Raw genomic sequence first — 21070 nt, 5'->3', positions numbered from 1 at the left:
GCCCCCCGGCGGCCCCCCCCCCCCCCCCGGGGGGCGCCCCCCCCCGGGGGGCCCCCCCGGGGGGGGGCCCCGTCGCCGTGTTCAGCTCAGCGGGTCGAGCGTCAGATAGGCCTGGCGCGGAGCGCCGTCGTGGACGAGCGACTCCTGCCGGCCGACGTCGTCGAAGGCGAACGCGTACGCCTTCCCGTCGGCCATCTGCGCGTGGATCTTGCGGGCGTAGTGGTTGGTCACCACGTCCTGGTAGAAGTTGGCCGTCGTGGTGTCCGGCTGGTTGGGGTTGACCAGGAGCGTCGAGCGGTTGAAGCCCGCGCACAGGGTGCGGGAGATCGGCCCGCGCACCGCGTCGTTGGGCGCGTCCAACAGCCGGTGGCAGCCGAAGACGCTGTCGGCGTCGGGCTTCTGGAAGCTGGTGACGACGGCTCCCGCGCCGTTGGTGAAGTTCAGGACGCCACCGGAGACCCGTCCGTAGTACTTCGTGCCCGGCTGATCCGCGAACGGGGTCACCGTCAGCGTCGTGGTCGTGTACTTCTGCCAGACGCGGTTGACGTAGTCGTCCATCACGGACCTCGGCAGGGCGCCGGTCTCCACCCCGTAGAGCGGCGAGAGCGCCCTGAGGACGGTGCCGTCGGGTCGCGTCTGGATCAGGTTCGCCCAGCCGCCGGGCTGTCCGCGCAGGGCGTTGAAGAAGCCGTTGTAACCGCCCGGCTTGAGCCGCCCGGTGCTGCTCACGCTCCCGTCGGAGCGCTGCACGCCGACCGCGTACGGCGCGGAGAACATGTCGACCTGGGTGCTGTTCAGCCACAGCCCGGAGTCGTTGAGGGTGTACTCCGACCAGTTGAAGAGGATGTTGCGGTTCGGGTCGCTCGGGTTCTGCACGGCCGGTTGCACCAGCCCGCCGGTGGTCAGCCGGAACACCAGCTTCTGGCCGTAGGAGAAGTAGATCCGGCCCGAGAACTTGGGGATGCGGATCGTCGTGGACTGCCCGGCGGCCGGTCCCGGGATCGAGGCGTCGGGGGCCGGTGTGGGCGGGTTGCCGCCCGCGGGCCACGCGTGGAACGTGCCGTTCGCGTCCGCCCAGCCCTGCTGACCCGTCGTCAGGAGGGTGCCGAGGTTGTAGACGTGGACGGGCTCGCCGCGGCCCGAGTTGTTGGTGATCTTCAGCGGGACGGTGTCGGGGACCGCGGCCTGCGCGGGCGGTCCGAGGGTGAGCAACGCGCCAGCCAGAGCCGCGGCTCCCGCCGCGGCCGCCAGCCGGGACCTGAGTGTGCGGAGCACTCTCCACCTCCGTGGGGGAGGCCCGTGGGGTGGGCCTGTGGGATTGGTCCGTACCTTCTTGAGAGCGCTCTCAAGGTGACACTCGGGTGTGAGCATGTCAACCATGTGCACAGGAGGAGGCGCCCGCGGCATGTTCGCCGCGGGCGCCTCGGGCCGCTGTCAGGCCGTCAGAACGTGCGCTTCAGCAGATCCAGCAGCGCCGTCCAGTGCCGTTCCGCGCCCTCCTCGTGGTACGCGGCGGTGTCGGCCTGCGTGAAGCCGTGGTGGGCGCCCTCGTAGACCTCGCAGCGGTGACGGACACCGGCCGCGGTCAGCGCGTCCTCCAGGCGCTTGATCTGCTCGGGCGGCAGCGACGTGTCCTCGTCGGCGTGGCCGAAGTACAGCTCCGCCTTGACACGGTCGGCCACCAGGTGCGGGCTGTCCGGCGCGTCCGTCGCCAGCCGTCCGCCGTGGAAGCCGGCCGCCGCCGCGACCCGGTCCGGGTAGGTGCCGGCGGTCAGCAGGGAGAGGCGGGCGCCCATGCAGTACCCCGTCAGCGCGACCGGGCCGTCCGCGACGAGCGGGCTCTCGGCCAGCCAGCGCAGGTAGGCGCCGGCGTCCCGCATGGCCAGGTCGTTCGTGAGGGACTGCATGATCGGGCTGAGCTGCTTCCACATCTCCGGCCGGGCAGCCGGGTCGATGAACTCGGGCAACTCCACGACCGGGGCGCGCCCGTGACGGTAGAAGACGTTGGGCACCAGCACCGTGTAGCCGGCCCCGGCGAGCCGGTCGGCCATCGCCCGCAGATGCGGGCGCAGCCCGAACGCGTCCTGGTACAGCAGCACACCCGGCCGGGGCGACCCGTCAGCGGGATGGGCGAGATAGGCGTCCGCGACGCCGTCCTCGGTGGGGATGTCCACGGCTGTTCCCTGTACGGAGGTCATGGGATGCCTCTCTGCGCGGTTCACGGCGAGCTGTGGGCCCGCCCGGAGGGCCGGGCCGCGCCCATCGTTGCACGCACCATCCAACCGGCCGCGACGACCCCCGGCCCGCATACCGTCCCTTTACCGGGACCTGCTCGGACACCCCGGCCTATTCGAACCGTGAGGCGTCACCCGCTCCGTACCGCACGATCTCCGCCTCGCCTCCGGAGAAGTCGATGACCGTCGTCGGCTCGGTGCCGCAGTCCCCGGAGTCGAGCACCCCGTCCACCACGTGATCGAGCCGGTCCTTGATCTCCCAGCCCTGGGTCATCGGCTCCTCCTCGCCGGGCAGCAGCAAGGTGCTCGACAGCAGGGGCTCGCCGAGTTCGGTGAGCAGGGCCTGGGTGACGACGTGGTCGGGGATGCGCACCCCCACCGTCTTCTTCTTCGGATGCTGGAGCATGCGCGGCACCTCCTTCGTCGCCGGGAGGATGAAGGTGTAGCTGCCGGGCGTCGACGCCTTGATGGCGCGGAACACGTCGTTGTCCACCCGCACGAACTGCCCGAGCTGTGCGAAGTCCTGGCAGACGAGGGTGAAGTGGTGCCGGTCGTCCAGCTCGCGGATGGACCGGATCCGGTCGACGCCGTCCCGGCTGCCGATCCGGCAGCCGAGCGCGTAGCAGGAGTCCGTCGGGTACGCGATGAGCGCGTCCGCCCGGATGGCGGCCGCGACCTGGGCGATGGTGCGCGGCTGCGGGTTGTCGGGGTGCACGTCGTAGTACTTCGCCATTGGCTGAGCTTATGCCGTGGCGCGGGCGCGAGCGGCGCAGGCCCGTCCGGACCGCGACGTCCAGGGCCCGGCCCCGGTGCGATCCGCCGGGGAGACCCTCAGCGGCCTCCCCGGCTCCTCCCGCCCACGCGGCCGGGCAGCAGCCTCCGCAGGCCGTGCCGCGTGACCTCGCGCGGATCGACGTACGGGCTGGTCAGGACCGGTCGACGATGCGTGGATGGCGTCCTCGGCCGTGCCGGCTCACGCGGGGAGCGCGGTGCGCCGAGGCGGCCGGCTTCCACGACGCGGTCGCCGTACCGCTTCCCGGGACGCGCCGAGCGCGGTGACCGCCTCCGGGGCCGAGGGCTGGTCGTGGGGCGGCGGGACCAGGGTGGGGGTGGGGGCGTCCGGCAGATCGCGGGCGACGCGCCGGGCGGCACCCGCGGATCCCTCCCGGTCCGCTTGACGCGGTTCAGGCCCGCCCGCTCACCGGTTTTCCGCTCCCGGGGCGGGTTCACCCAGGAGGTGCGCCCAGCTGTCGGCGAGCAGCCCGAAGGCCAGCGCGGGGTCCGTCTCCCAGCCGTGCCGCATCCAGCGCCGCGCCAGTTGGTCGAGCTGGGTCAGGGCCAGGAAGCCGCGCAGGCGACGGGAGGCGGGATCGAAGCGGCCGGCCTGCTCCAGGCCCGCCTCGATGTCGGCGACGACCCCGTCGAACCAGTGGTCCACGAGTTCCCGCAGCTCAGGGTCGACCACGGCCGCTTCGTGCGCGGCCAGCACGTACGGGCGGATCCGGGGCCACTGTCGGGACGTGTCGCGCAGCCAGGCCTCGATACCGTCCCGGCCGCCCTCGCGTACGACCGCGACGAGGTCCGGTGCCGCCTGCGGCTCGGTGTCGCGGCGCTCCAGCAACTCGTCCAGTTCGGCGACGAGCGCCTTCATCAGGGCCGCCCGCGAGGGGAAGTACGCGTAGAACGTGACCCGTGTGGTGCCCGCCGCCTTCGCGATGTCGTCGACCGTCGTCCCCGCGTAGCCCCGTGCCTCGAACAGTTCCAGGGCCGTCGACAGCAGCAGCCGGCGGGTCATCTCCTTCTGTGCAGCGCGTAGACGGGCCACGGCAGGCGCTCTTCCGGTCGACTGCGAAGGGGCCGCTGACCTGCGAGGTCGCGCTCCCGACGGACGTCCTCATCGTACGGTACGACCCTCAAGGGGCACTCGCCCGCTCACGTCGATCCGCGCGGCCCGGTCGAGCCCACCGTGCCTGACGGACGGACCACCACGGCCGGCAGGGCGCCAGCAGGCGAGGCCGCGGTCACCGTGGGCATGCCCCGTCTTCGTCGGCATGCCCGCACTGCTCCGCCGGATGCCGCCCGGCGGGGCGAGGTCCCGGCGGCGCAGGTGAGGTAACGTCCCCGACCGATATGGCTGGTTCGGCCCGATGAGGGCCGCGAAAGACGAGGAGAGCGCCGGGATGGCTGGCCGGGACGACGAGAACCGTCACACGGACGGGACGGGCGGCGCCGACTCGACGTGGGCGCACGAACTCCTCGACCACCTGCGCCCCACCGGACGCGACGTCGGCAGGATCGTCGACTGGCTCGCCGCCACCGTCGACGCGACCGTCTCCCTGTGCGACGGCACCGGCACTCCGATCGCCGGCCCGCCCGCCCCCCTGGACGAGGGACTGACGGCGGACATCCTCACCGGCCGTATCGCCTCCGCCGCCTGGGAGGGAGACGGCCGCCACCTGCGCCTGATGCGGGTCGAGCTCCCGCCGCCCGCGGGGGCCGGCGTCCTCGCCGTCTCCCGCAGGGCCCCCTTCGACCGGCGTGCCTCCGAGGTCGTCACCCACACCGCGGCCACCCTCGAACTCGTGCTGCGCGCCCAGCGCACCGCCGCCACCGGACACCGTCTCGCCCGCGCCACCTCCGACCTGCGCCTGGCCATCCTCCAACTGCTCATGGTCGAGGACACCGTCGCCGCCCGCCGCGTCGCCGCCGGCCTGTGGCCCGGCCTCCTGGACACCGACATCGCCTGCGTCTACGTCGTCGAGAGCACCCCGCAGAACCGCGACCGCCTCGCCGAGGCCTGCCTCGCCGCGACCCGCGAGCACGCCCTGGTCGTCCGCTGCCCCGCCATGGACGGCCATGTCATCGTCGTCGCCCCGCACGACGCCGCGGCCGGCCAGCTGCGCGGCCTGTGCGACCGCCACCCCGACACCTTCCTCGGCGGGAGCGCTCCCCAGAGCCTCGCCCACACCGCCACCGCCTACGGACAGGCCGTCAGCGCCCTCGCCGTCGCCCGCTTCCGCCCCGACAAGGCGGCCGTCTACGCCGAACGCACCCACCCCGAACGCCTGATGGACCCCGCCGCCCTGCGCGCCTGGACGACCCGGCTGCTGCGCCCGCTCGACACCCTCCCGCACCACACCCGCGCCGAACTCCTCGCCACCACCCGGCTCGGCCTGGAGTTCACCGCCGTCAACGCCGCCAAGGTCCTCGGCGTCAGCCGCAACACGGTGCGCGCCCGCATGGAACGCGTGGAGACCCTGCTCGGCACGGACTTCTCCGACCTCACCGTCCGCGCCACCGTCCACCTCGCCCTCAACACCCAGGTCGGCATCGCCGAGGAGTACCCCGGCGCGGCCACCGCCCCCGACCGCCTCGACCATCTGCTCGCCGGAACCGCCCTGCGCACCTGGGCGCAGGACCTGCTCGCGCGCCTGGACACCGACGGCCGCGACCTGCGCCGCACCCTGCGCACCTGGATCACCGCCGGCGGCAACGCCGAACGCACCGCACAGGTGCTCGGCGTGCACGCCCAGACCGTCCGCGAGCACGTCCGCGGCGCCGAACCCGTCCTGGAACGCCAGCTCCTCGCCGGTGGCAGCGACCTGTACGAGGTCGTACTCGCCCATCTGGCCACCGGTCACCTCGACCAACCCGCTCTCCACCCGGCGGAATCGGGCCTTCCGGACTCACCTGTGCACAGGTGAGCCATCCTGCCCGGTGAGCGGGCACCGGCACGATTCACAAGGCGTGCGCCGAACACGTAGGTTCGACGCATCGCGGGGGCGGGACCGGAACGGGGGACCGGTCGCGCCCCCGTATCCGATCAGCCCCGCGTGCGGACCGGGATCTCCTGCCAGCCGAAGGCGATGAACGACGCCACCTGGCGCAGTTCCTCGGCCCTGGTGTCCAGCCGCAGATCCGGGAACCGCTCGAACAGCGCGGGCAGCGCCGTCAGCGCCTCCATCCGCGCCAGCGGGGCACCGATGCACCGGTGCACACCGATTCCGAACGCCAGATGGTCGTCCGCGCCGCGCGTGGCGTCGAACACGTCGGCGTCCGCCCCGTAGTGCGCCGGGTCCAGGCCCGCCGCCGCGTACGTCGTGATGATGGCGTCCCCGGCCGGGATCGTCACCTCACCGACCTTCAGGTCGGTGACGGCGAACCGCAGCGGCAGCGAGGCGATCGACGGGTGCACCCGCAGCGTCTCGTCCACCACCGCGTCCCAGTCGATCTCCCCGCGCCGCACGGCCGCCAGCTGCCCGGGCCGGTCCAGCAGCGCCACCACCGCGTTGCCGATGAGGTTCACGGTCGTCTCGAACCCGGCGCCGATCACCAACAGCAGCGTGTACAGCAGTTCCTCGCTGCTGAGCCGGTCGCCGTCCTCGTCGCGCACCCGGATCAGCTCGGTCGTCATGTCGTCGCCGGGGTGCTCGCTCTTGTGGGCGATGAGCCCGCCCAGCACCGTGCCGATCTGCTCCTGCACGTGCGCGGCGTGCTCCGGGCTCGGGTCCGAGGTGTCCATGATGGCCGCGATCAGCCGGGCGGTGGCCTCCCGCAACTCCTCGGGCACACCGAACAGTTCACAGATGATCCGCATCGGCAGCGGGTGCGCGAACCCGGCCTTGAGATCGACCACGTCGCCGCCCCGCTCGAGGTCGTCCAGCAGTTCCGCGGTGATGGCCTCCACCCGCTCCCGCAGGGCCTCGGTGCGCCGGTGCGTGAAGCTGGGCGCCACCAGCTTGCGCAGCCGCGTGTGGTCGGCGCCGTACGTGGAGAGCATGTTGACCACGCCGACCCAGCCCAGGATCCAGCCCCAGGACGGGTGGTCGCCGATCTCGGGCCACAGCCGCCAGTGCCGGCGCGGATCCTTGCTGACCTGCGGGTCGAGGATCAGCTCCTTGAGGGTGTCGTAGCCGGTGGGCGCCCAGGCCGGGATGCCCCCGGGCAGCTCCACGGGCACGATCGGGCCGAGGGCGCGCAGCCGGGCGCTCTCGCCGGGGATGTCGGATCCGAACGGATCGATGGCGACGCGGTCGACGCGGTCGGTCACGGTCATGACGGAACTCCTGGCTGGTCGGGGGAGCGCGGGCTGAAACGGACGGGCAGGGCGGTCAGCGAGCGGTGGAACGGGCCCGGCCGCCAGCTCAGCCGCTCGCGGGGCAGAACCGGGTCGAGGTCGGGCAGCCACTGGGTGAGCCGCTCGATCGCCTCGGTGACCAGCAGCAGCGTGTGCTGCTTGACCGGGCAGGCGTGCGGGCCCGCACCCCACGACAGGTGCGAGGCGTCGTTCGGGTGCCGACCACCGGTGGCCACCCGTTCGGCGATGGGGGTGCCTCCCGTGCCTTTCGGGCCGTGGGGGAGCCCGAGCGCCCCGTACGACACCACCACGGGCACCGCGTCCCGCAGCCACACCCCGTGGAAGGCGACCGGCCGACGGGCGTAGTAGATGCCGTAGTTGGCCAGCGGCGTCTCGTGGTGCAGCACCTCGACGACCGCGTCCATGACCGGGCGGGCGCCGCTGGTGAGGGTGGAGTAGTAGGCGGGGTTGCCCAGGATCCGGGAGAGGGTGTTGGACAGCAGGTTCGCGGTCGGCTCGTATCCGGCGCCCAGGGTGAGGAACACCTGCCAGGTGACCTCCTCGCGGGTCAGCCCCGCCGGATGGTCCAGCAGCCGGCTCGGCAGGTCGTCACCGGGCCGTTCGGCCTTGGCGGCGATCAACTCCAGGACGTACTGGGCGTACTGCGCCTCGCCCTCGGCGGCCTGCGCTCCGCCCTCCATCATCTTGCCGAGGCCCTCGTTGAGCCGGTCTCCGTGGCTGTCCGGCAGCCCGAACAGGTCGTTGAGGACCAGCGCCATCAGCGGCCGCGAGAAGTCCCCGACGAGATCGGCCTCGCCGCGCGGACCGATCCGGCCGGCCAGCAGCCGCACGGCCCGGTGCACACGCGCCCGCAGGTCGTGCGGCTCGACCAGGTCGAACACGTCGATGAGGGTGGTGCGGTAGCGCAGGTGGGCGGCCCCGTCGGCGAACAGCGCGTTCGGACGCCACCGCATCATGCCGAGCACCGGCGAGTCGGCCGGGACGGTCGACTCCCACGCGCGCGGGTCGTGCGAGAACGTCTCCTGATCGTGCAGCACGTCCAGCGCGGCCCGCCGGTCCGTGACCAGGTACGCCGGCACACCGGGCGCCAACTCCGCCCATCCGACGGGCCCCTGGGCGTGCAGGGCCGCGTAGTAGCGGTGCGGATCGGACGCGAAGCCGTCCTCCCACAGTCGCACCGGCGCCGAACGCGTGAAGTCGTGCTGGTCCGGGGGACAGGTGGTCACCGGGCCTCCACCGGGTCGAGGAGGTGGTCGACCAGCGCGAGCAGCGCGTCGATCGACGAGTTCGCGTCCCGCGCGTCGCACGTGACCATCGGCGTGCCCTCCTCCAGGTCCAGGGCACGCCGCAGTTGCTCCTCGCCGTAGTGGCGTTGGGGGTGCCCCCGCGCGAGCGCGTTCGAGAGTGGGGGAGCGTCCGGGAACGCGTTGAAGGCGACCGCGTACGGCAGCCCGCTCTCCTCGACCAGTCCCAGCACGTCGAACGACGCGTCCAGCCGGCGGCTGTCGACCAGGACGAGCGCGCCGAGCGCCCCGTAGGCGATGTCGTCCCACAGCGAACGGAACCGCTCCTGCCCGGGGGTGCCGAACAGGTACAGCACCACCCCGCCGGGCAGACTGATCCGGCCGAAGTCGATGGCGACGGTCGTCGTGGTCTTCTCCCGCACCCCCGCCAGGTCGTCCACCTCGGCGGAGGCTTCGCTGACGTGTTCCTCGGTGTGCAGCGGCCGGATCTCGGACACCGAGTCGATCAGGGTCGTCTTGCCCACCCCGAACGGACCCGCGACGAGGATCTTCACCAGGTCGCGGGCGGTGTCGGGAAGGTGGATCGCGCCGGGGGTGACGGCGCTAGGTGTGCTTGAGGGCGCGGAGGCCATCGGCCACTCTCTTCAGCAGGTCGGGGTCGAACCGTTCGGCGGGCGGAATCGGCGCGCGGACGAGGATCAGGTCCCGGTCGGCGAGGTCGGCCGCCAGGACACGCACCGCGGAGACCGGCAGCCGCAGCAGCGCCGCCGCCTCCACCACCGTCAGCGAGCCGCCCTCCAGGGCGTCCAGCAGGGCGAGTTCGGCGGCGGGCAGCCCGGGCGGCACGGGCTCGCCGCTGCGGGCGAGCACCGACAGCCGCTCCAGCTGGGGACGGCTGGGCCGGGCCACCCCGCCGGTCGACAGATACGCGGGAACCAGGGGACGGCCGGCCGGGCGGCCGGTCATGCCGGAGCGTTGTCGTCGGCTCCTCGGGGCGTGGCCGTCATGGCCTTCTCGCCGAGCCGCGCCACCTGGGAGTGCACCCGGTGCGCCAGCAGGTCCAGGCGCACCTCGCCGTCCCCGTAGGCGGCCACACAGGTGCCGTGGTCCGTCGGCACGATGAGGACGTAGCCGTGGTCCGACTCGATGACGACCTGGCGCACCTCGGCCCGGTCCCGGTCGGCGAACGCGGCCGCCGCCGTCCGGCACGCCCCCTGCACGGTGCTGGTGATGGCGGCCACCCGCTCCGCCGACGGCTGCGACAGCGCGTCGGTGTACCCCGTCACGAGTCCGTCCCGGGTCAGCATGACGGCGGCCACCACGTGCGGCACCTGCAGGATCGGCTCCAGCACCCATGCGGTGTCGCCCGTGTTGCGGCTGGTCATCGGGCCGCTCCTCCTTCGTCGTCGGTGGGGTCGGTGTCGTGGTCCGCCGGCGCGGTGCCCACGGGTGCGGCCTCGGCGGCGGAGCGGGCCGCCGCGGTGCCGGACTGCAGCGCGCCCAGCGCGGCCGCGGCCTCCTCCGGGCGGCGCGCCGGCCGCCGGGGCGCGGGCTGCTCCGCCGCGGCCGCGGCCCGGCTACGGCGGCGGCGCTGCGGCAGCCCGTCGGCGTCCCGGGGTGTGTGGTGCCGGGGCGTGTCCGGGGCGGTCTCGTCGGTGCCGTACGCGTGGGAGGAGGCGGCTGCCGCCCTGCGGGTCGTGCGCGGGGCGCTCGCAGCGGGCGGCCGGTCGGCGGGGTCGAGGTGACTGAGGAGGTGGCTGTCGACCCGCAGCACGGCGCGCACGCCGCCGTAGGGGGACGGCGAGGAGACGTCGACACCCAGGTCGAACTGCCGGGTCAGCCGCCCGATGGCGGCCAGGCCCATGCGGGGCGGGTCGCCGAGGTCGGTCAGCAGGATGGGGTCGTCGCCGGCCACCAGGCGCTGGGCGCGGGCGCGTTCGTCCTGTGTCATGCCGAGGCCGGCGTCGTCGACGGTCACGCACACGCCGTGGTGGACGTGCTCCAGGCTCACCACCACGTCGGTGTCCGGCGCGGAGTGGCGCAGGGCGTTGTCGAGGAGTTCGGCGACGATGACGGCGACGGGTTCCACGGCGTGCGAGACCAGGGCCGTGCCGGGTTCCAGGTGGTTGTGGACCTTGACCCGGTGGTAGCCCGCGAGCCGGGCCTGGCCGCCGGTGACCGCGTCCACCAGGTGCGACTCCTCGCGCGCGAGCCCCACCCAGGCGCCGCACACCACCGCCGTGACCTGCGCGCGGCGCAGCGACTGCTCGTTCTCGTGGTCGAGCTCGAAGAGGGTCTGGGTCAACTCCGGGTCGTCATGGCGCTGTTGCAGACCGCGCAGGGCGTCCTGGAGCCGGTACAGGGCCGCCTGGATCTCCCGGGTGGCGCCCCGCATCCCGGCCTGCGCGGCCGCGTCGACCCGGGTGCGCTGGTCCGCCACCTCGGCCTGCACCGCCAGGAGCACGTTCTCCAGGGCGATGCCGAAGGGTGTGCCGACGGTCAGCGGCTGGAGCGGGCCGGGCTCCGCGAGATGGGGATGCGCCACGTGACGGGCGGCGGCGGGCACGCGCCGGGCCGCCAGATGGTCGACCTCCGCCGTGAACGCCCTCAACGATCCGTCGAGCTGGGTGCGCAGCGCGGCGATCTCCCCACGCTGCCGGATCTGCTGCCGTCGTAACCGCACGAGCCCGCCGCCGAGGGCGAGCGCGGACAGTGTTCCGGCGGCGAGGCCGCCGGCCACCAGGTCCGGTAATTCGATCATCGATTCGGTTCCAGGAAGGGTCAGGCGTTTCGGGGAGCACGAGTGCGGGGCGGGTCCGACGCGTTCGGACCGGGCACCCGCAGCACAGTACACACCGTCATCGATCGATATCGCACGGTCGAGCGATACTTCGGCCCGAAAGTGCCCGTCGGCTGATCGCTTCTGCGTCGACTGTCTGAATTGCCGTGCGGTGCCGCCGAGTTGATGTGGAAATGATCATAGTGCCGGGGAAGGGGACGGACGGGTGGGGGGTTCGCCCGCCCCGGTGAGCGCACCGGAGGACGCGCGTACGACCGGCGTGTGCCTCACTGGTCTGCGCCCGCCGGATCCCCGGCCCGCGCCGCGCTACACCCCGCCCCGCGCGGGCAGTACGGCGAGGCTTCCGTTGGCCTGACGCAGCGCCAGCTCCAGCGTGCCGGGCGCGTGCAGCGCGCCGGTCCCGTCCGGCGGTACCAGCCACTCCAGGAACCGCGCCGGCCGGTACGGCGGAGGCACCGCGACCCAGGATCCCCGGCCCGCCTGCCGCAGCCCCGCCCCGACCCAGCGGCTGTCCGGGTCCGGCGGCAGGAAGAAGCCCACCCGGCGGGCCGCGGTGTCCACGAGTGTCGGCCCGGGCACGGGCAGCGACGGCTGCCACAGCAGGTCCAGGGTCAGCAGGCCCAGCCGCTCGGGCACGCTGAGCACGTCCCAGTAGCGGCCCGCCTCCAGCAGCACGATCCCGTTGCCCTGGTCCCACTCCCGCTTGCACACCCGCGGGTCCGTCGCGGCGGCGGCGAGCCACTCCACGCCGCGCGCCCACATCACATCGCTCATGTCCGGCTCCGTGTGAGATCCCCCGGGCCCGGACGACGCAGGCACGACGCAGGCAGACAGGACACCGGGCCGGGCCGCCGTCGACCGCCCGCCGACTCGGCGTATGCATGCTGGTGGATGTTTCCACGTGGCGGAAGGGGTGGCGAACCCTGGCGTTTCGGTCTGGTTCGTTCGAGTCCCGCACCCCCGTTCGGCCAGCGGCCCGGGACGCGCGTACCGCCCGGTGTGCCCGGGGGAGCGATGGGTACCCGGCCAGCGAGCCAGCAAAGTCAAGCATCACGCTGGGAGGAGGCCCGCATGGCCACTGGCACGGAAACCGGCGACGTGACCGGTACCCGGGACAAGGACTACAACCTCATCTGGTACGTGGAGGCGTGCCTGAACAACGCGCTGCGGCTGGAGACCTACATCCAGGACGCCGAACGCGACAAGGACACCGAGGTCGCGGACCTGTTCCGCAAGGCCCAGGCCGACAGCCGCAAGGGCGCCGAGCTGGGGAAGGACCTTCTGCGCACGCGCCTGAGCGGCGGCTGACGCCCGCCGCCCGAGGGGCCCGGACGCGGTGGGTCGGTCACGGCGTCCGGGCCCTGGCACGCGTCGGCGCGGACCCCGTCACGTCCGGCTCGGGCCGCCCTGCGGTACGGACAACGGCGGCTCCGCCTGACGCAGCTCCGCCAGCAACTCGTTCTGCCCGGCGAGCAGTTCGGTCAGGATGCGGCGCGCCGCCCGCAGCAGCTCGGCGACGTCACCGCCGGCCAGGGCGTAGCTGACCGTCGAACCCTCCCGGATGGACACCACGATCCCCGAGCGGCGCAGCACGGCCAACTGCTGGGACAGGCTGGACGGTTCGATCTCGATCTCCGCGAGCAGGTCCCGCACGGCGACGGGACCGCCCTGCAGCAGTTCGAGGACCCTGATGCGCACCGGATGCCCGAGCATGCGGAAGAACTCGGCCTTGGCCTGGTAGAGGGGGACCTGCATGGTCAATCGCTCCCTGCCCGGTTCGGGGTCCTGCGTCCGATTCTGGCGACCGCGGGCTCCGCACACCCCGGTGATGCACTCATGTGGATGTGTCGAGTTGAAGAAATCTGCAACTGCAGGGCGTGCGAAGCCACCGGTCACCGGTCCGTCTACACCTCGAGTTCCGTCTCGATCCGCTTGAGCTGGTGGCGGGCCATCGCCAGGTTGGAACGGCCCCGGTCCAGGACGAGGTAGATGAACAAGCCGCTGCCCTGCCGGCCCTTGACCAGCCGGATGAGGTGGTACTGACTGCCGAGCGTGATCAGGATGTCCTCGATCTCCCCCTTCAGCCCGAGGTGTTCCATCGTGCGGACCTTGGCGCGGACCACATCGGTGTTCCCCGCCGCGGCGACCGCCAGGTCGAGGTCCTTGCCGCCGCCCATCGTGCCCAGCGCCATGCCGCTGGTGTAGTCGACGACGGCCGCGCCGAGCGCCCCCTCGATCATGGTCATCGTCTCCTTCAGGGAGATTTCCACATTCGCCACGGCGTTCCTCCTGCCGGTAGCACGGGCCCGGGCTCCTCCGGCCCCGTTCGTGCCCCGAACCGTACGGAGCGGGTCGCCCGGAAGGGTGAAGCGCTCCGGGACTGGTGCGAGGGGGTTCGAAACACGCACACGCATGCCGCTTTCTGATCACACGCATACGGGTGTTGTCCGGCGCGCGTCTCCAACGCCCGCTGCCGGCAAAGAAGTTGTTCGCACCCCGTCGGCGCCCGCAGTCGCCCCACCGCCCGTCCACGGCGCTCGGCTCGGCGGCGGCTTCGGGCGCGGTCGCTGCCGAGGCTGCCGCGACGACCGTCGCTTGCGGTCGGACCGGTGAGCGGGCAGGGTTCGGTGCCGTGGCCACCTTGCTGATCGTCCATCACACCCCCTCGCCGAACTGCCAGGCGATGTTCGAAGCGGTCGTCTCGGGCGCGACGGACCCGGAGATCGAAGGCGTCCGCGTGCTGCGGCGGGCCGCCCTCGCCGCCACGGCCTCCGACGTCCTGGAGGCCGACGGCTATGTGCTGGGCACCCCGGCCAACCTCGGCTACATGTCCGGTGCCCTCAAGCATTTCTTCGATCAGGTCTACTACCCCTGTCTCGACACCACCCGTGGCCGTCCCTTCGCCTACTACGTGCACGGCGGCAACGACGTCACCGGCGCCGTCCGCGGCATCGAGGCCATCACGACGGGCCTCGGCTGGCGGCGAGCGGCCGAGCCGGTGACGGTCACCGGGGAACCCGGCAAGGCGGATCTGGAGGCGTGCTGGGAGCTGGGTGCGACGACGGCCGCGGGGCTCATGGAGTGACGGAACCGCGCCGGCCCGGGCTCAGTCCCACAGCGGGTAGCTCACGACCTTCGCGAACTGCTCCGGCCGCTCCCCGGTGTACTCCAGCGTGATCCGGCCGTAGCGCTGCACCTGCGGGTCCTTCTTCCAGGTCTGCGGCTTGTCCAGCCGTACGACGACCCGGTACGAGTGGAAGGTGCCGGCGGCGCAGTACGGCTTGCAGTCGTTGAGCAGGTTGACGCCGGTGGCCCTCGCCGAGTCCGCGCTCCACTGGTCCCACTTCAGCGAGGCGAGCCGGCTGTTGCCGTCGCCGCAGGCCAGGACGAACGCGTCGGGCTCCACCCGGGGATGCCAGAAGCAGTCGACCAGGACCGCACCCGCGGTCTGACGCGCGGTGGCCTGCTCGGCCGCCGTCCCGGCCGGCGACGTCCGGGGCGCGGCCGAGGCCGTGCCGATCGCCGCGGTGAGTCCCAGCGCCGCACACAGCAGCGCCGCCGTCCTCATGGTGTGTCCGCGCATGTCCGCTCCCGCCCGGCCGTCTCGGACCCCGGTTCTGTACCGACGCTACGACGGCGTGCGGACGAGGGCCACTCGAACGGGTGGGGGCCGCTGACGATGGCCACTCGAACGGGCCGGGGCCGCTGACGAGAGGGCGAGCCGGATCATCGTCCTTCTGCACCTGGCCGAGGTCGCCCGCGGGCGAGTCGGCCCCGGACCACCCCCCGGGACAGCCTCGGCCCGAGGCCGAAAAGCGTGCCGAGGGTGCCGGACTTCCAGCCGTCCATGGTCATTTCCAGCCGTTGTCTTGGCATTCCCATGACAACTACACCGCCGCGATGTCACGCTGCTGCCCGACGTTCACCGTTCCTTCACGTCTCTCTCACGCGGTACCGCACGCATCCCCCCACCTCCACGTCACCCCCCACCTGCGTCCCGCCTCCCCGGATGCCCGCAGACCACCCGCCCTGCCGTGCCGCGCGCCCGGACCGGCCCCACCTCGCCGGTCCGCCCCACCTCGGCCCGCACCCCGGGCCGACCGTCGCAGAAGGAGAAAACGTTGCCCCGGCGACACCGCCCCCTCCACCGGCGCAGACGCGCCGCAGCCCTCGCCCTCACCACCATCGGCACCCTCCTCACCCTCGGCGCCCCCGCCGGCGCCGCCTCGGCCACACCGGCGGATCCGGGCCCGGCCACGATCAGCGCCGTACCCCGCGCCGGCGTCGCCCCGATCGCCCTGACCCCCGCCCGACGGGCCGCACTCGTCCGCGGCGCGCAGGCCGCCGCCGGCACCACGGCGCACCGGCTCGCCCTCGGCTCCCGCGAGAAGCTCGTCGTCAAGGACGTCATCCAGGACGCCGACGGCACCACCCACACCCGCTACGAACGCACCTACGCCGGACTGCCCGTCCTCGGCGGCGACCTCGTCGTCCACCTGAAGAACGGCCGGACCACCGTGACCCGGGCGAGCGAGGCCACTCTCACCGTGCCCTCCCTCACGCCCAAGCTCACCGCGGCCCGCGCCACCGGCAAGGCGCTCGCCGCCGCGAAGAACGCCGACGTCGCGCGCCCCGAGGCCGAGGCGGCGCCCCGGCTCGTCGTCTGGGCGGGCGAGGGCAGGCCCGTCCTGGCCTGGGAGTCGGTCGTCGAAGGCGTCCAGCGCGACGGCACGCCCAGCGAGCTCCACGTCGTCACGGACGCCGGCTCCGGAAAGGAGATCCTCGCCGCCGAGCAGGTGCACACCGGCACGGGCGTCGGCCAGTACAACGGCGAGGTCCAGGTCGGCAGCACCCTGTCCGGATCGACGTACCAGCTCGTCGACGGCGACCGCGCCGGCCAGCGCACCTACGACCTGAACCGGGGAACCTCCGGCACCGGAGCCCTCTTCACGGACGACAACGATGTCTGGGGTGACGGCACCCCGGCCGACCGCCAGACGGCCGGCGTCGACGTGGCCTTCGGCGCCGCGGCCACCTGGGACTACTACAAGGACGTGTACGGCCGCAACGGCATCCGCAACGACGGCGTCGCCGCCTACAGCCGCGCCCACTACGGCAACAACTACGTCAACGCCTTCTGGCAGGACAGCTGCTTCTGCATGACCTACGGCGACGGCGAGGGCAACGCCAAACCGCTGACCTCGCTCGACGTGGCCGCCCACGAGATGAGCCACGGCGTCACCAGCGCCACCGCCGGCCTGACGTACTCGGGCGAGTCCGGCGGCCTCAACGAGGCGACCTCCGACATCTTCGCCGCCGCGGTGGAGTTCCACTCCGGGCTGACCGCCGACGTCCCCGACTACCTCGTCGGCGAGAAGATCGACATCAACGGCGACGGCACCCCGCTGCGGTACATGGACAAGCCGTCCAAGGACGGGTCCTCCCGCGACTACTGGGACTCCACGCTGGGCGGCATCGACGTCCACTACTCCTCGGGGCCCGCGAACCACTTCTTCTACCTGCTCTCGGAGGGCAGCGGCGCCAAGACCGTCAACGGCGTCGCGTACGACAGCCCGACCCGCGACGGACGGCCCGTCACCGGCATCGGCATCGAGAACGCCGCCGCCATCTGGTACCGGGCGCTGACCACGTACATGACCTCCTCCACCAACTACGCCGGCGCCCGCACCGCCACCCTCCAGGCCGCCGGCGACCTCTTCGGCGCCTACAGCCCCACCTACCTCGCCGTCGCCGACGCCTGGGCCGCCGTCAACGTCGGCAACCGTGTCGCCCTCGGCGTCAACGTCGCCCCGATCGGCGACCAGACCAGCGGCGTCGGCCAGGCGGTCTCCCTCCAGGTCGACGCCTACACCACCAACACCGGCTCCGGCCTCACCTACGCGGCCGACGGCCTGCCCGACGGCCTGACCATCAGCGGGACCGGCCTGATCTCCGGCGTGCCGACCAGCACCGGCACCAGTGACGTCACGGTGACCGTCACCGACGGCACGGGCGCGTCGGTCAAGGTCGACTTCGCCTGGCGGATCGCGTACGTCTACGCGGCCACCACCCGTGTCGACATTCCGGACGCGGGCGCCGCCGTCGAGTCCCCGATCACCATCACGGGCCGCACCGGCAACGCCTCCTCCGCCACCGAGGTCCACGTGAACATCGTCCACACCTACCGGGGTGACCTGACGGTCGACCTCGTCGGCCCGGACGGCACCGTCTACTCCCTGCTCAACCGCAGCGGCGGCTCCGCCGACGACGTCGACCAGACCTTCGTCGTCGACGCCTCGGCGCAGCCCGTCGCCGGCACCTGGAAGCTGCGCGTCCAGGACCGCGCGTCGATCGACGTGGGCTACATCCAACGCTGGCAGCTGACTCCCTGACGGGAAGCGGGTCGCCTGCGGCCGCCCGGGCCCGGAAGGGGTCCGGGCGGTCGTGTTTCCCCGGCTGGAGAAGCCCCTCAGGTGCGGCGCGGTGGTGGACCCCCGAGTCCGGCGATCTCGGCCAACGGCGTCCCGCGTGCCCACAGTTGGAGGCGGGCGCCGTCGATCAGATGGGTGTGCCCCTGGCGTGCGGCCCACACCTCGTCGCGGTGCGTGAACGTGCCACGATGCACGACCAGGCGCACCCGAGGTCCGGACCGCCCGCGTAATCGGCAGGAGCAGGCGGCCTCCTCGTCCGGTAAGGGCTCGGCCACCGGCCGGAACGCCACGTCGAGCAGCCGCCCGCGCCCGTCCCGCGCGGCCAGGTGCGGCGCGTTGTGCGCGGCCGGCGGCGACACCCGCCACCCGTCCCGCCGCAGCATCCGTGCCACGGCGACCACGAGCGCCGGCACGTCCAACTCGGCCAGTTCCTCGGCGGTGTAGTAGCCGTGCCGCCGCCTGGCGGGCCGTAGCGAGCGACGGTGTACGACGACGGCGACGACGCCGAGGGCCACGAGGGCCGCGGCGGGAACCCGGACGCCGACGGTGCGACCGGCCACGGCGAGGGCCGCGGTGGCCCCGCAGACGACGGCGACCAGGACGGCGAGCCCGGGCAGCGCCTCGCGCAACCGTGGCCCGTAACGGCCCGCCGCACGCAGCTCGCGCACGGTCCGTCGCCGCCGGGCACGCGACGACTCACCCGCCGGCGCTCGCTCGTCCCCGCCTTCCCCCAGGGTCGGCACCCCCCACCCCGTACGCCACGATGTGCACGGGACCTGATACCCAGCGTGGGGGGGGGAAATGCCCGCACTCGACGCGTTTCCGCCACGCCTTGGCCGAGGAGCGGCCCTTGCGCGGCCGGCTCGGGGGCCGTTGTCAGTGGTGGGTGTCAAGCTGCTGGTCATGGACGAGGCAGACTTCATGCGGGGCCGGGTCTACGGCGCCGATCACGACGACGCGAGCCCCCGCCCCGACCGCGCCTACGCCGAGCTGGTGGGCGGCCCGCTGGACGGGCTGCTGCTGGACGTCACGGACCACACCGACCGCGACGACCTGCGCGAGGTGGCGCTGACGACGGAGATAGGCCGCTACGGCCCCGGCGGCCGGGCCCTGTATGTCCGCCGTCCGACGGACGGCCGCCGCTTCGACTGGCGGGGCGACGCGCCGGGCGCCAAGTGATCGGATCCTTTTCCCGTCTTTTCCGGCTCGTACTTGTTCGATCGCACGAACCTGCGTCCGCTGGGGTTATCTCGATGCCCGAGGCTTGGTAGGAAACCTTCCTGTCAGTTGTCCGCAGATCCAGATGCACGCAGAAGCACCTCCACCCAACCCCCCACTCCTCCTCTGGAGACACTGTGGTGCACATGCCCCGCGCGACGGACCCGACGACCGCCTCGCGCCGCAAGATCCTCACCCTGTTCGCCGCCCTGACGGCGGTCCCGCTGCTCGGCTCCCCGCAGGCGGCGGCCGCGCCGCGCGCCACCCGGGGCCTCGACGACCCGGCGAAGAAGGAGATCGCCATGAAGCTGGTGTCGAGCGCGGAGAACTCCTCGCTCGACTGGAAGGCCCAGTACAAGTACATCGAGGACATCGGTGACGGCCGCGGTTACACCGCCGGCATCGTCGGCTTCTGCTCCGGCACCGGCGACATGCTGGACCTGGTGGAGCTCTACACCGACCGCAAGCCCGGCAACGTCCTCGCCCGTTACCTCCCCGCCCTGCGCGCGGTGAACGGCACCGACTCCCACGCGGGCCTCGACCCCGACTTCCCCGGCGACTGGCGCAGGGCCGCTCAGGACGCCGCGTTCCAGCGGGCGCAGAACGACGAACGCGACCGTGTCTACTTCGACCCGGCCGTCCGCCGGGCCACCTCGGACGGGCTGCGCACCCTCGGCCAGTTCGTCTACTTCGACGCCATCGTCATGCACGGCGACGGCGACGACCGCACCAGCTTCCGCAGCATCCGCAAACGCGCCCTGAACAAGGCCAAGCCCCCCGCGCAGGGCGGCAACGAGACGACCTACCTGCACGCCTTCCTGGACGCCCGGGTCTGGGCGATGAAGCAGGAGGAGGCGCACAGCGACACCAGCCGGGTCGACACCGCACAGCGCGTCTTCCTCCGCAAGGGCAACCTCGACCTCGTCCCGCCGCTGGACTGGAAGGTGTACGGGGACAGTTACCACATCGACTGACCGCCGCAGACCGAAGGTGCTCGTGGGGCATAGGAGACCGGTCCCGGGGTAAGCGCGCGAGGATGACAGGGGTAGTGAAGGCGGTCCTGATGGAACCTGTCCCGCCCGACGAGACCTCCTCCGGGTCCGGCGAGGGCCCCGTCGAACTGACGGTGGCCCTCGCCGGCGAGGACGGCTGCATCGCCGGGGCGCGGCATCTGACGGGTGGTTTCCTCGCGCGTGTCCAGCGTGAACACGGGGTGCCCGTGTCGCCGCGCACCATGGACCTGGCGCAGCTCGTGGTGAGCGAGCTGGTCACGAACGCGCTGCGCCACGCGCCCGGCCCTGCCCTGCTGCGCCTGAGCCTCGCCGGTGCCGCCGTGGAGATCGCGGTCTGGGACAGCGAGCCGGACCTGCCGGTGCCGCGAGGGCCGGATCCGACGCGGGTGGGCCAGCACGGCCTGGAGATCGTGATGGCCGTGGCGCAGGACTTCGACGTCGTGCGGGAACCGGTCGGCAAGCGGATCGTCGCCCGGCTGGGCCTGCTCGACGGTCTGTGAACGGCACTCCGGTCAGTGGGGAGCGAGGTCCTCCTCGGCGACGCGGAACGTCGCCCGGCCGAGGGTGAGCACCCCGTCCGACAGCGGGGTGCACCGCACTCCGCCCTTGCCGCGCAGGGCGCGCTGCGCGCCCGGGCCGACGGTGACGTCCATCCACGCGCAGGGCCGCGCCGGGCGGTTCACGCGGAACGCCACGGGACCGCTCCCGCCGTCGAGGACGATCGTCGAACCGACGTGGGAGTCGATGTCGACGCCCCGCAGCAGGATGTTGCGGCGGGTGTGCCGCAGATCGACGGACGGGTCGATGTCCACCGGCAGGTTCTCGGCGGCCATGATGGTCACCGCCGCGTCCCGGTGTGCCGGACGGCCGAAGTAGCGGTCGCCGACCAGCCCGAGACCGCCGCGGACCTCCACCGACCTCACCACCTGGTCGCCCGGTCCGTCCGTCGGCCCGTCCGCGGGACGCCCCGCGAACCGGTGCACCGGCGACACCAGCAGCTGTACGACCTCCACCTCGACCACGCCGTCCACC

General features: G+C 72.8%; 23 protein-coding genes. 7 read left to right on the top strand and 16 right to left on the bottom strand.

Annotated elements, in window-relative coordinates:
* Window positions 1-81 precede the first annotated feature (81 nt).
* From ACPT94_RS17040 to ACPT94_RS17025, 4 genes are all read right to left on the bottom strand, one after another.
* Complete coding sequence (locus ACPT94_RS17040) at window positions 82-1275, bottom strand: glycoside hydrolase family 64 protein (RefSeq protein WP_360352048.1); 1194 nt, start codon at window positions 1273-1275, stop codon at window positions 82-84.
* A 167-nt stretch (window positions 1276-1442) separates the two neighbouring features.
* Window positions 1443-2198 (bottom strand): dienelactone hydrolase family protein, encoded by a 756-nt coding sequence (locus ACPT94_RS17035; protein WP_425246200.1) that lies wholly within the window; start codon window positions 2196-2198, stop codon window positions 1443-1445.
* 148 nt (window positions 2199-2346) lie between these two features.
* Window positions 2347-2967, bottom strand: a complete 621-nt coding sequence (locus ACPT94_RS17030; RefSeq protein ID WP_360352042.1) for an L-threonylcarbamoyladenylate synthase — start codon at window positions 2965-2967, stop codon at window positions 2347-2349.
* Between the two features lie 465 nt (window positions 2968-3432).
* Window positions 3433-4029: a TetR/AcrR family transcriptional regulator gene (locus tag ACPT94_RS17025; protein WP_360352039.1), complete on the bottom strand. Its 597-nt coding sequence runs from the start codon at window positions 4027-4029 to the stop codon at window positions 3433-3435.
* A gap of 385 nt (window positions 4030-4414) precedes the next feature.
* On the opposite strand from ACPT94_RS17025, the gene ACPT94_RS17020 reads away from it, so the two are divergent.
* Complete coding sequence (locus ACPT94_RS17020; RefSeq protein ID WP_360352036.1) at window positions 4415-5938, top strand: helix-turn-helix domain-containing protein; 1524 nt, start codon at window positions 4415-4417, stop codon at window positions 5936-5938.
* 119 nt (window positions 5939-6057) lie between these two features.
* On the opposite strand, the gene ACPT94_RS17015 is transcribed toward ACPT94_RS17020, so the two are convergent.
* The 7 genes from ACPT94_RS17015 to ACPT94_RS16985 form a co-directional block, all read right to left on the bottom strand.
* On the bottom strand, window positions 6058-7290 hold the full coding sequence (locus ACPT94_RS17015) for a cytochrome P450 family protein (protein ID WP_425246199.1): 1233 nt from the start codon (window positions 7288-7290) through the stop codon (window positions 6058-6060).
* Window positions 7287-8558 carry a cytochrome P450 family protein gene (locus ACPT94_RS17010; protein ID WP_425246198.1) on the bottom strand — a complete coding sequence of 424 codons (1272 nt, stop codon included), beginning with the start codon at window positions 8556-8558 and terminating at the stop codon, window positions 7287-7289. The genes ACPT94_RS17015 and ACPT94_RS17010 overlap by 4 nt, the downstream gene beginning before the upstream one ends.
* A complete protein-coding gene (locus tag ACPT94_RS17005; protein WP_425246197.1) occupies window positions 8555-9208 on the bottom strand; it encodes a GTP-binding protein in 654 nt (217 codons plus the stop codon). Before ACPT94_RS17005 ends, ACPT94_RS17010 begins: the two co-directional genes overlap by 4 nt.
* Entirely contained in the window at window positions 9180-9542 is a 363-nt protein-coding gene (locus ACPT94_RS17000) for a DUF742 domain-containing protein (RefSeq protein WP_360352025.1), read from the bottom strand. Before ACPT94_RS17000 ends, ACPT94_RS17005 begins: the two co-directional genes overlap by 29 nt.
* On the bottom strand, window positions 9539-9961 hold the full coding sequence (locus ACPT94_RS16995; RefSeq protein WP_360352022.1) for a roadblock/LC7 domain-containing protein: 423 nt from the start codon (window positions 9959-9961) through the stop codon (window positions 9539-9541). The genes ACPT94_RS17000 and ACPT94_RS16995 overlap by 4 nt, the downstream gene beginning before the upstream one ends.
* Entirely contained in the window at window positions 9958-11337 is a 1380-nt protein-coding gene (locus tag ACPT94_RS16990; protein ID WP_425246196.1) for an ATP-binding protein, read from the bottom strand. The genes ACPT94_RS16995 and ACPT94_RS16990 overlap by 4 nt, the downstream gene beginning before the upstream one ends.
* A 345-nt stretch (window positions 11338-11682) precedes the next feature.
* Window positions 11683-12150, bottom strand: coding sequence for a hypothetical protein (locus ACPT94_RS16985; RefSeq protein WP_425246195.1), 468 nt, complete (start codon window positions 12148-12150; stop codon window positions 11683-11685).
* Window positions 12151-12447: 297 nt separating this feature from the next.
* Between ACPT94_RS16985 and ACPT94_RS16980 the strand changes: the two genes are divergently transcribed.
* Window positions 12448-12684 (top strand): hypothetical protein, encoded by a 237-nt coding sequence (locus tag ACPT94_RS16980; RefSeq protein ID WP_360340258.1) that lies wholly within the window; start codon window positions 12448-12450, stop codon window positions 12682-12684.
* Window positions 12685-12762: 78 nt separating this feature from the next.
* Here the strand turns inward: ACPT94_RS16980 and ACPT94_RS16975 are convergent, their stop codons facing one another.
* The gene (locus tag ACPT94_RS16975) at window positions 12763-13131 is read right to left on the bottom strand and encodes an ArsR/SmtB family transcription factor (RefSeq protein WP_360340261.1); all 369 of its coding nucleotides are present in this window, start codon (window positions 13129-13131) and stop codon (window positions 12763-12765) included.
* A 149-nt stretch (window positions 13132-13280) separates the two neighbouring features.
* A complete protein-coding gene (locus ACPT94_RS16970) occupies window positions 13281-13655 on the bottom strand; it encodes a hypothetical protein (RefSeq protein ID WP_360340264.1) in 375 nt (124 codons plus the stop codon).
* A gap of 353 nt (window positions 13656-14008) precedes the next feature.
* Between ACPT94_RS16970 and ACPT94_RS16965 the strand changes: the two genes are divergently transcribed.
* Entirely contained in the window at window positions 14009-14461 is a 453-nt protein-coding gene (locus ACPT94_RS16965; protein WP_360340267.1) for a flavodoxin family protein, read from the top strand.
* Window positions 14462-14482: 21 nt separating this feature from the next.
* On the opposite strand, the gene ACPT94_RS16960 is transcribed toward ACPT94_RS16965, so the two are convergent.
* Window positions 14483-14959, bottom strand: a complete 477-nt coding sequence (locus ACPT94_RS16960) for a hypothetical protein (protein ID WP_360340270.1) — start codon at window positions 14957-14959, stop codon at window positions 14483-14485.
* A 538-nt stretch (window positions 14960-15497) separates the two neighbouring features.
* Between ACPT94_RS16960 and ACPT94_RS16955 the strand changes: the two genes are divergently transcribed.
* Window positions 15498-17768 carry a M4 family metallopeptidase gene (locus ACPT94_RS16955; RefSeq protein WP_425246194.1) on the top strand — a complete coding sequence of 757 codons (2271 nt, stop codon included), beginning with the start codon at window positions 15498-15500 and terminating at the stop codon, window positions 17766-17768.
* A gap of 77 nt (window positions 17769-17845) precedes the next feature.
* On the opposite strand, the gene ACPT94_RS16950 is transcribed toward ACPT94_RS16955, so the two are convergent.
* A complete protein-coding gene (locus tag ACPT94_RS16950) occupies window positions 17846-18475 on the bottom strand; it encodes a hypothetical protein (protein ID WP_360340276.1) in 630 nt (209 codons plus the stop codon).
* Window positions 18476-18710: 235 nt separating this feature from the next.
* Here ACPT94_RS16950 and ACPT94_RS16945 point away from each other — a divergent pair, with 235 nt between their 5' ends.
* The 3 genes from ACPT94_RS16945 (at window position 18711) to ACPT94_RS16935 (ending at window position 20538) form a co-directional block, all read left to right on the top strand.
* Window positions 18711-18986, top strand: coding sequence for a hypothetical protein (locus tag ACPT94_RS16945; protein WP_425246193.1), 276 nt, complete (start codon window positions 18711-18713; stop codon window positions 18984-18986).
* 185 nt (window positions 18987-19171) lie between these two features.
* A complete protein-coding gene (locus tag ACPT94_RS16940; protein ID WP_360340282.1) occupies window positions 19172-19999 on the top strand; it encodes a chitosanase in 828 nt (275 codons plus the stop codon).
* Window positions 20000-20088: 89 nt separating this feature from the next.
* Window positions 20089-20538, top strand: coding sequence for an ATP-binding protein (locus tag ACPT94_RS16935; RefSeq protein ID WP_360340285.1), 450 nt, complete (start codon window positions 20089-20091; stop codon window positions 20536-20538).
* A gap of 12 nt (window positions 20539-20550) precedes the next feature.
* On the opposite strand, the gene ACPT94_RS16930 is transcribed toward ACPT94_RS16935, so the two are convergent.
* Window positions 20551-21060 carry a molybdenum cofactor biosysynthesis protein gene (locus ACPT94_RS16930; protein ID WP_425246192.1) on the bottom strand — a complete coding sequence of 170 codons (510 nt, stop codon included), beginning with the start codon at window positions 21058-21060 and terminating at the stop codon, window positions 20551-20553.
* Between the last annotated feature and the right edge of the window lie 10 nt (window positions 21061-21070).

It is taken from the genome of Streptomyces aurantiaciflavus (assembly GCF_049808595.1).
Classification (GTDB): domain Bacteria; phylum Actinomycetota; class Actinomycetes; order Streptomycetales; family Streptomycetaceae; genus Streptomyces.
This window is presented reverse-complemented; position numbering and strand designations above follow the sequence as displayed.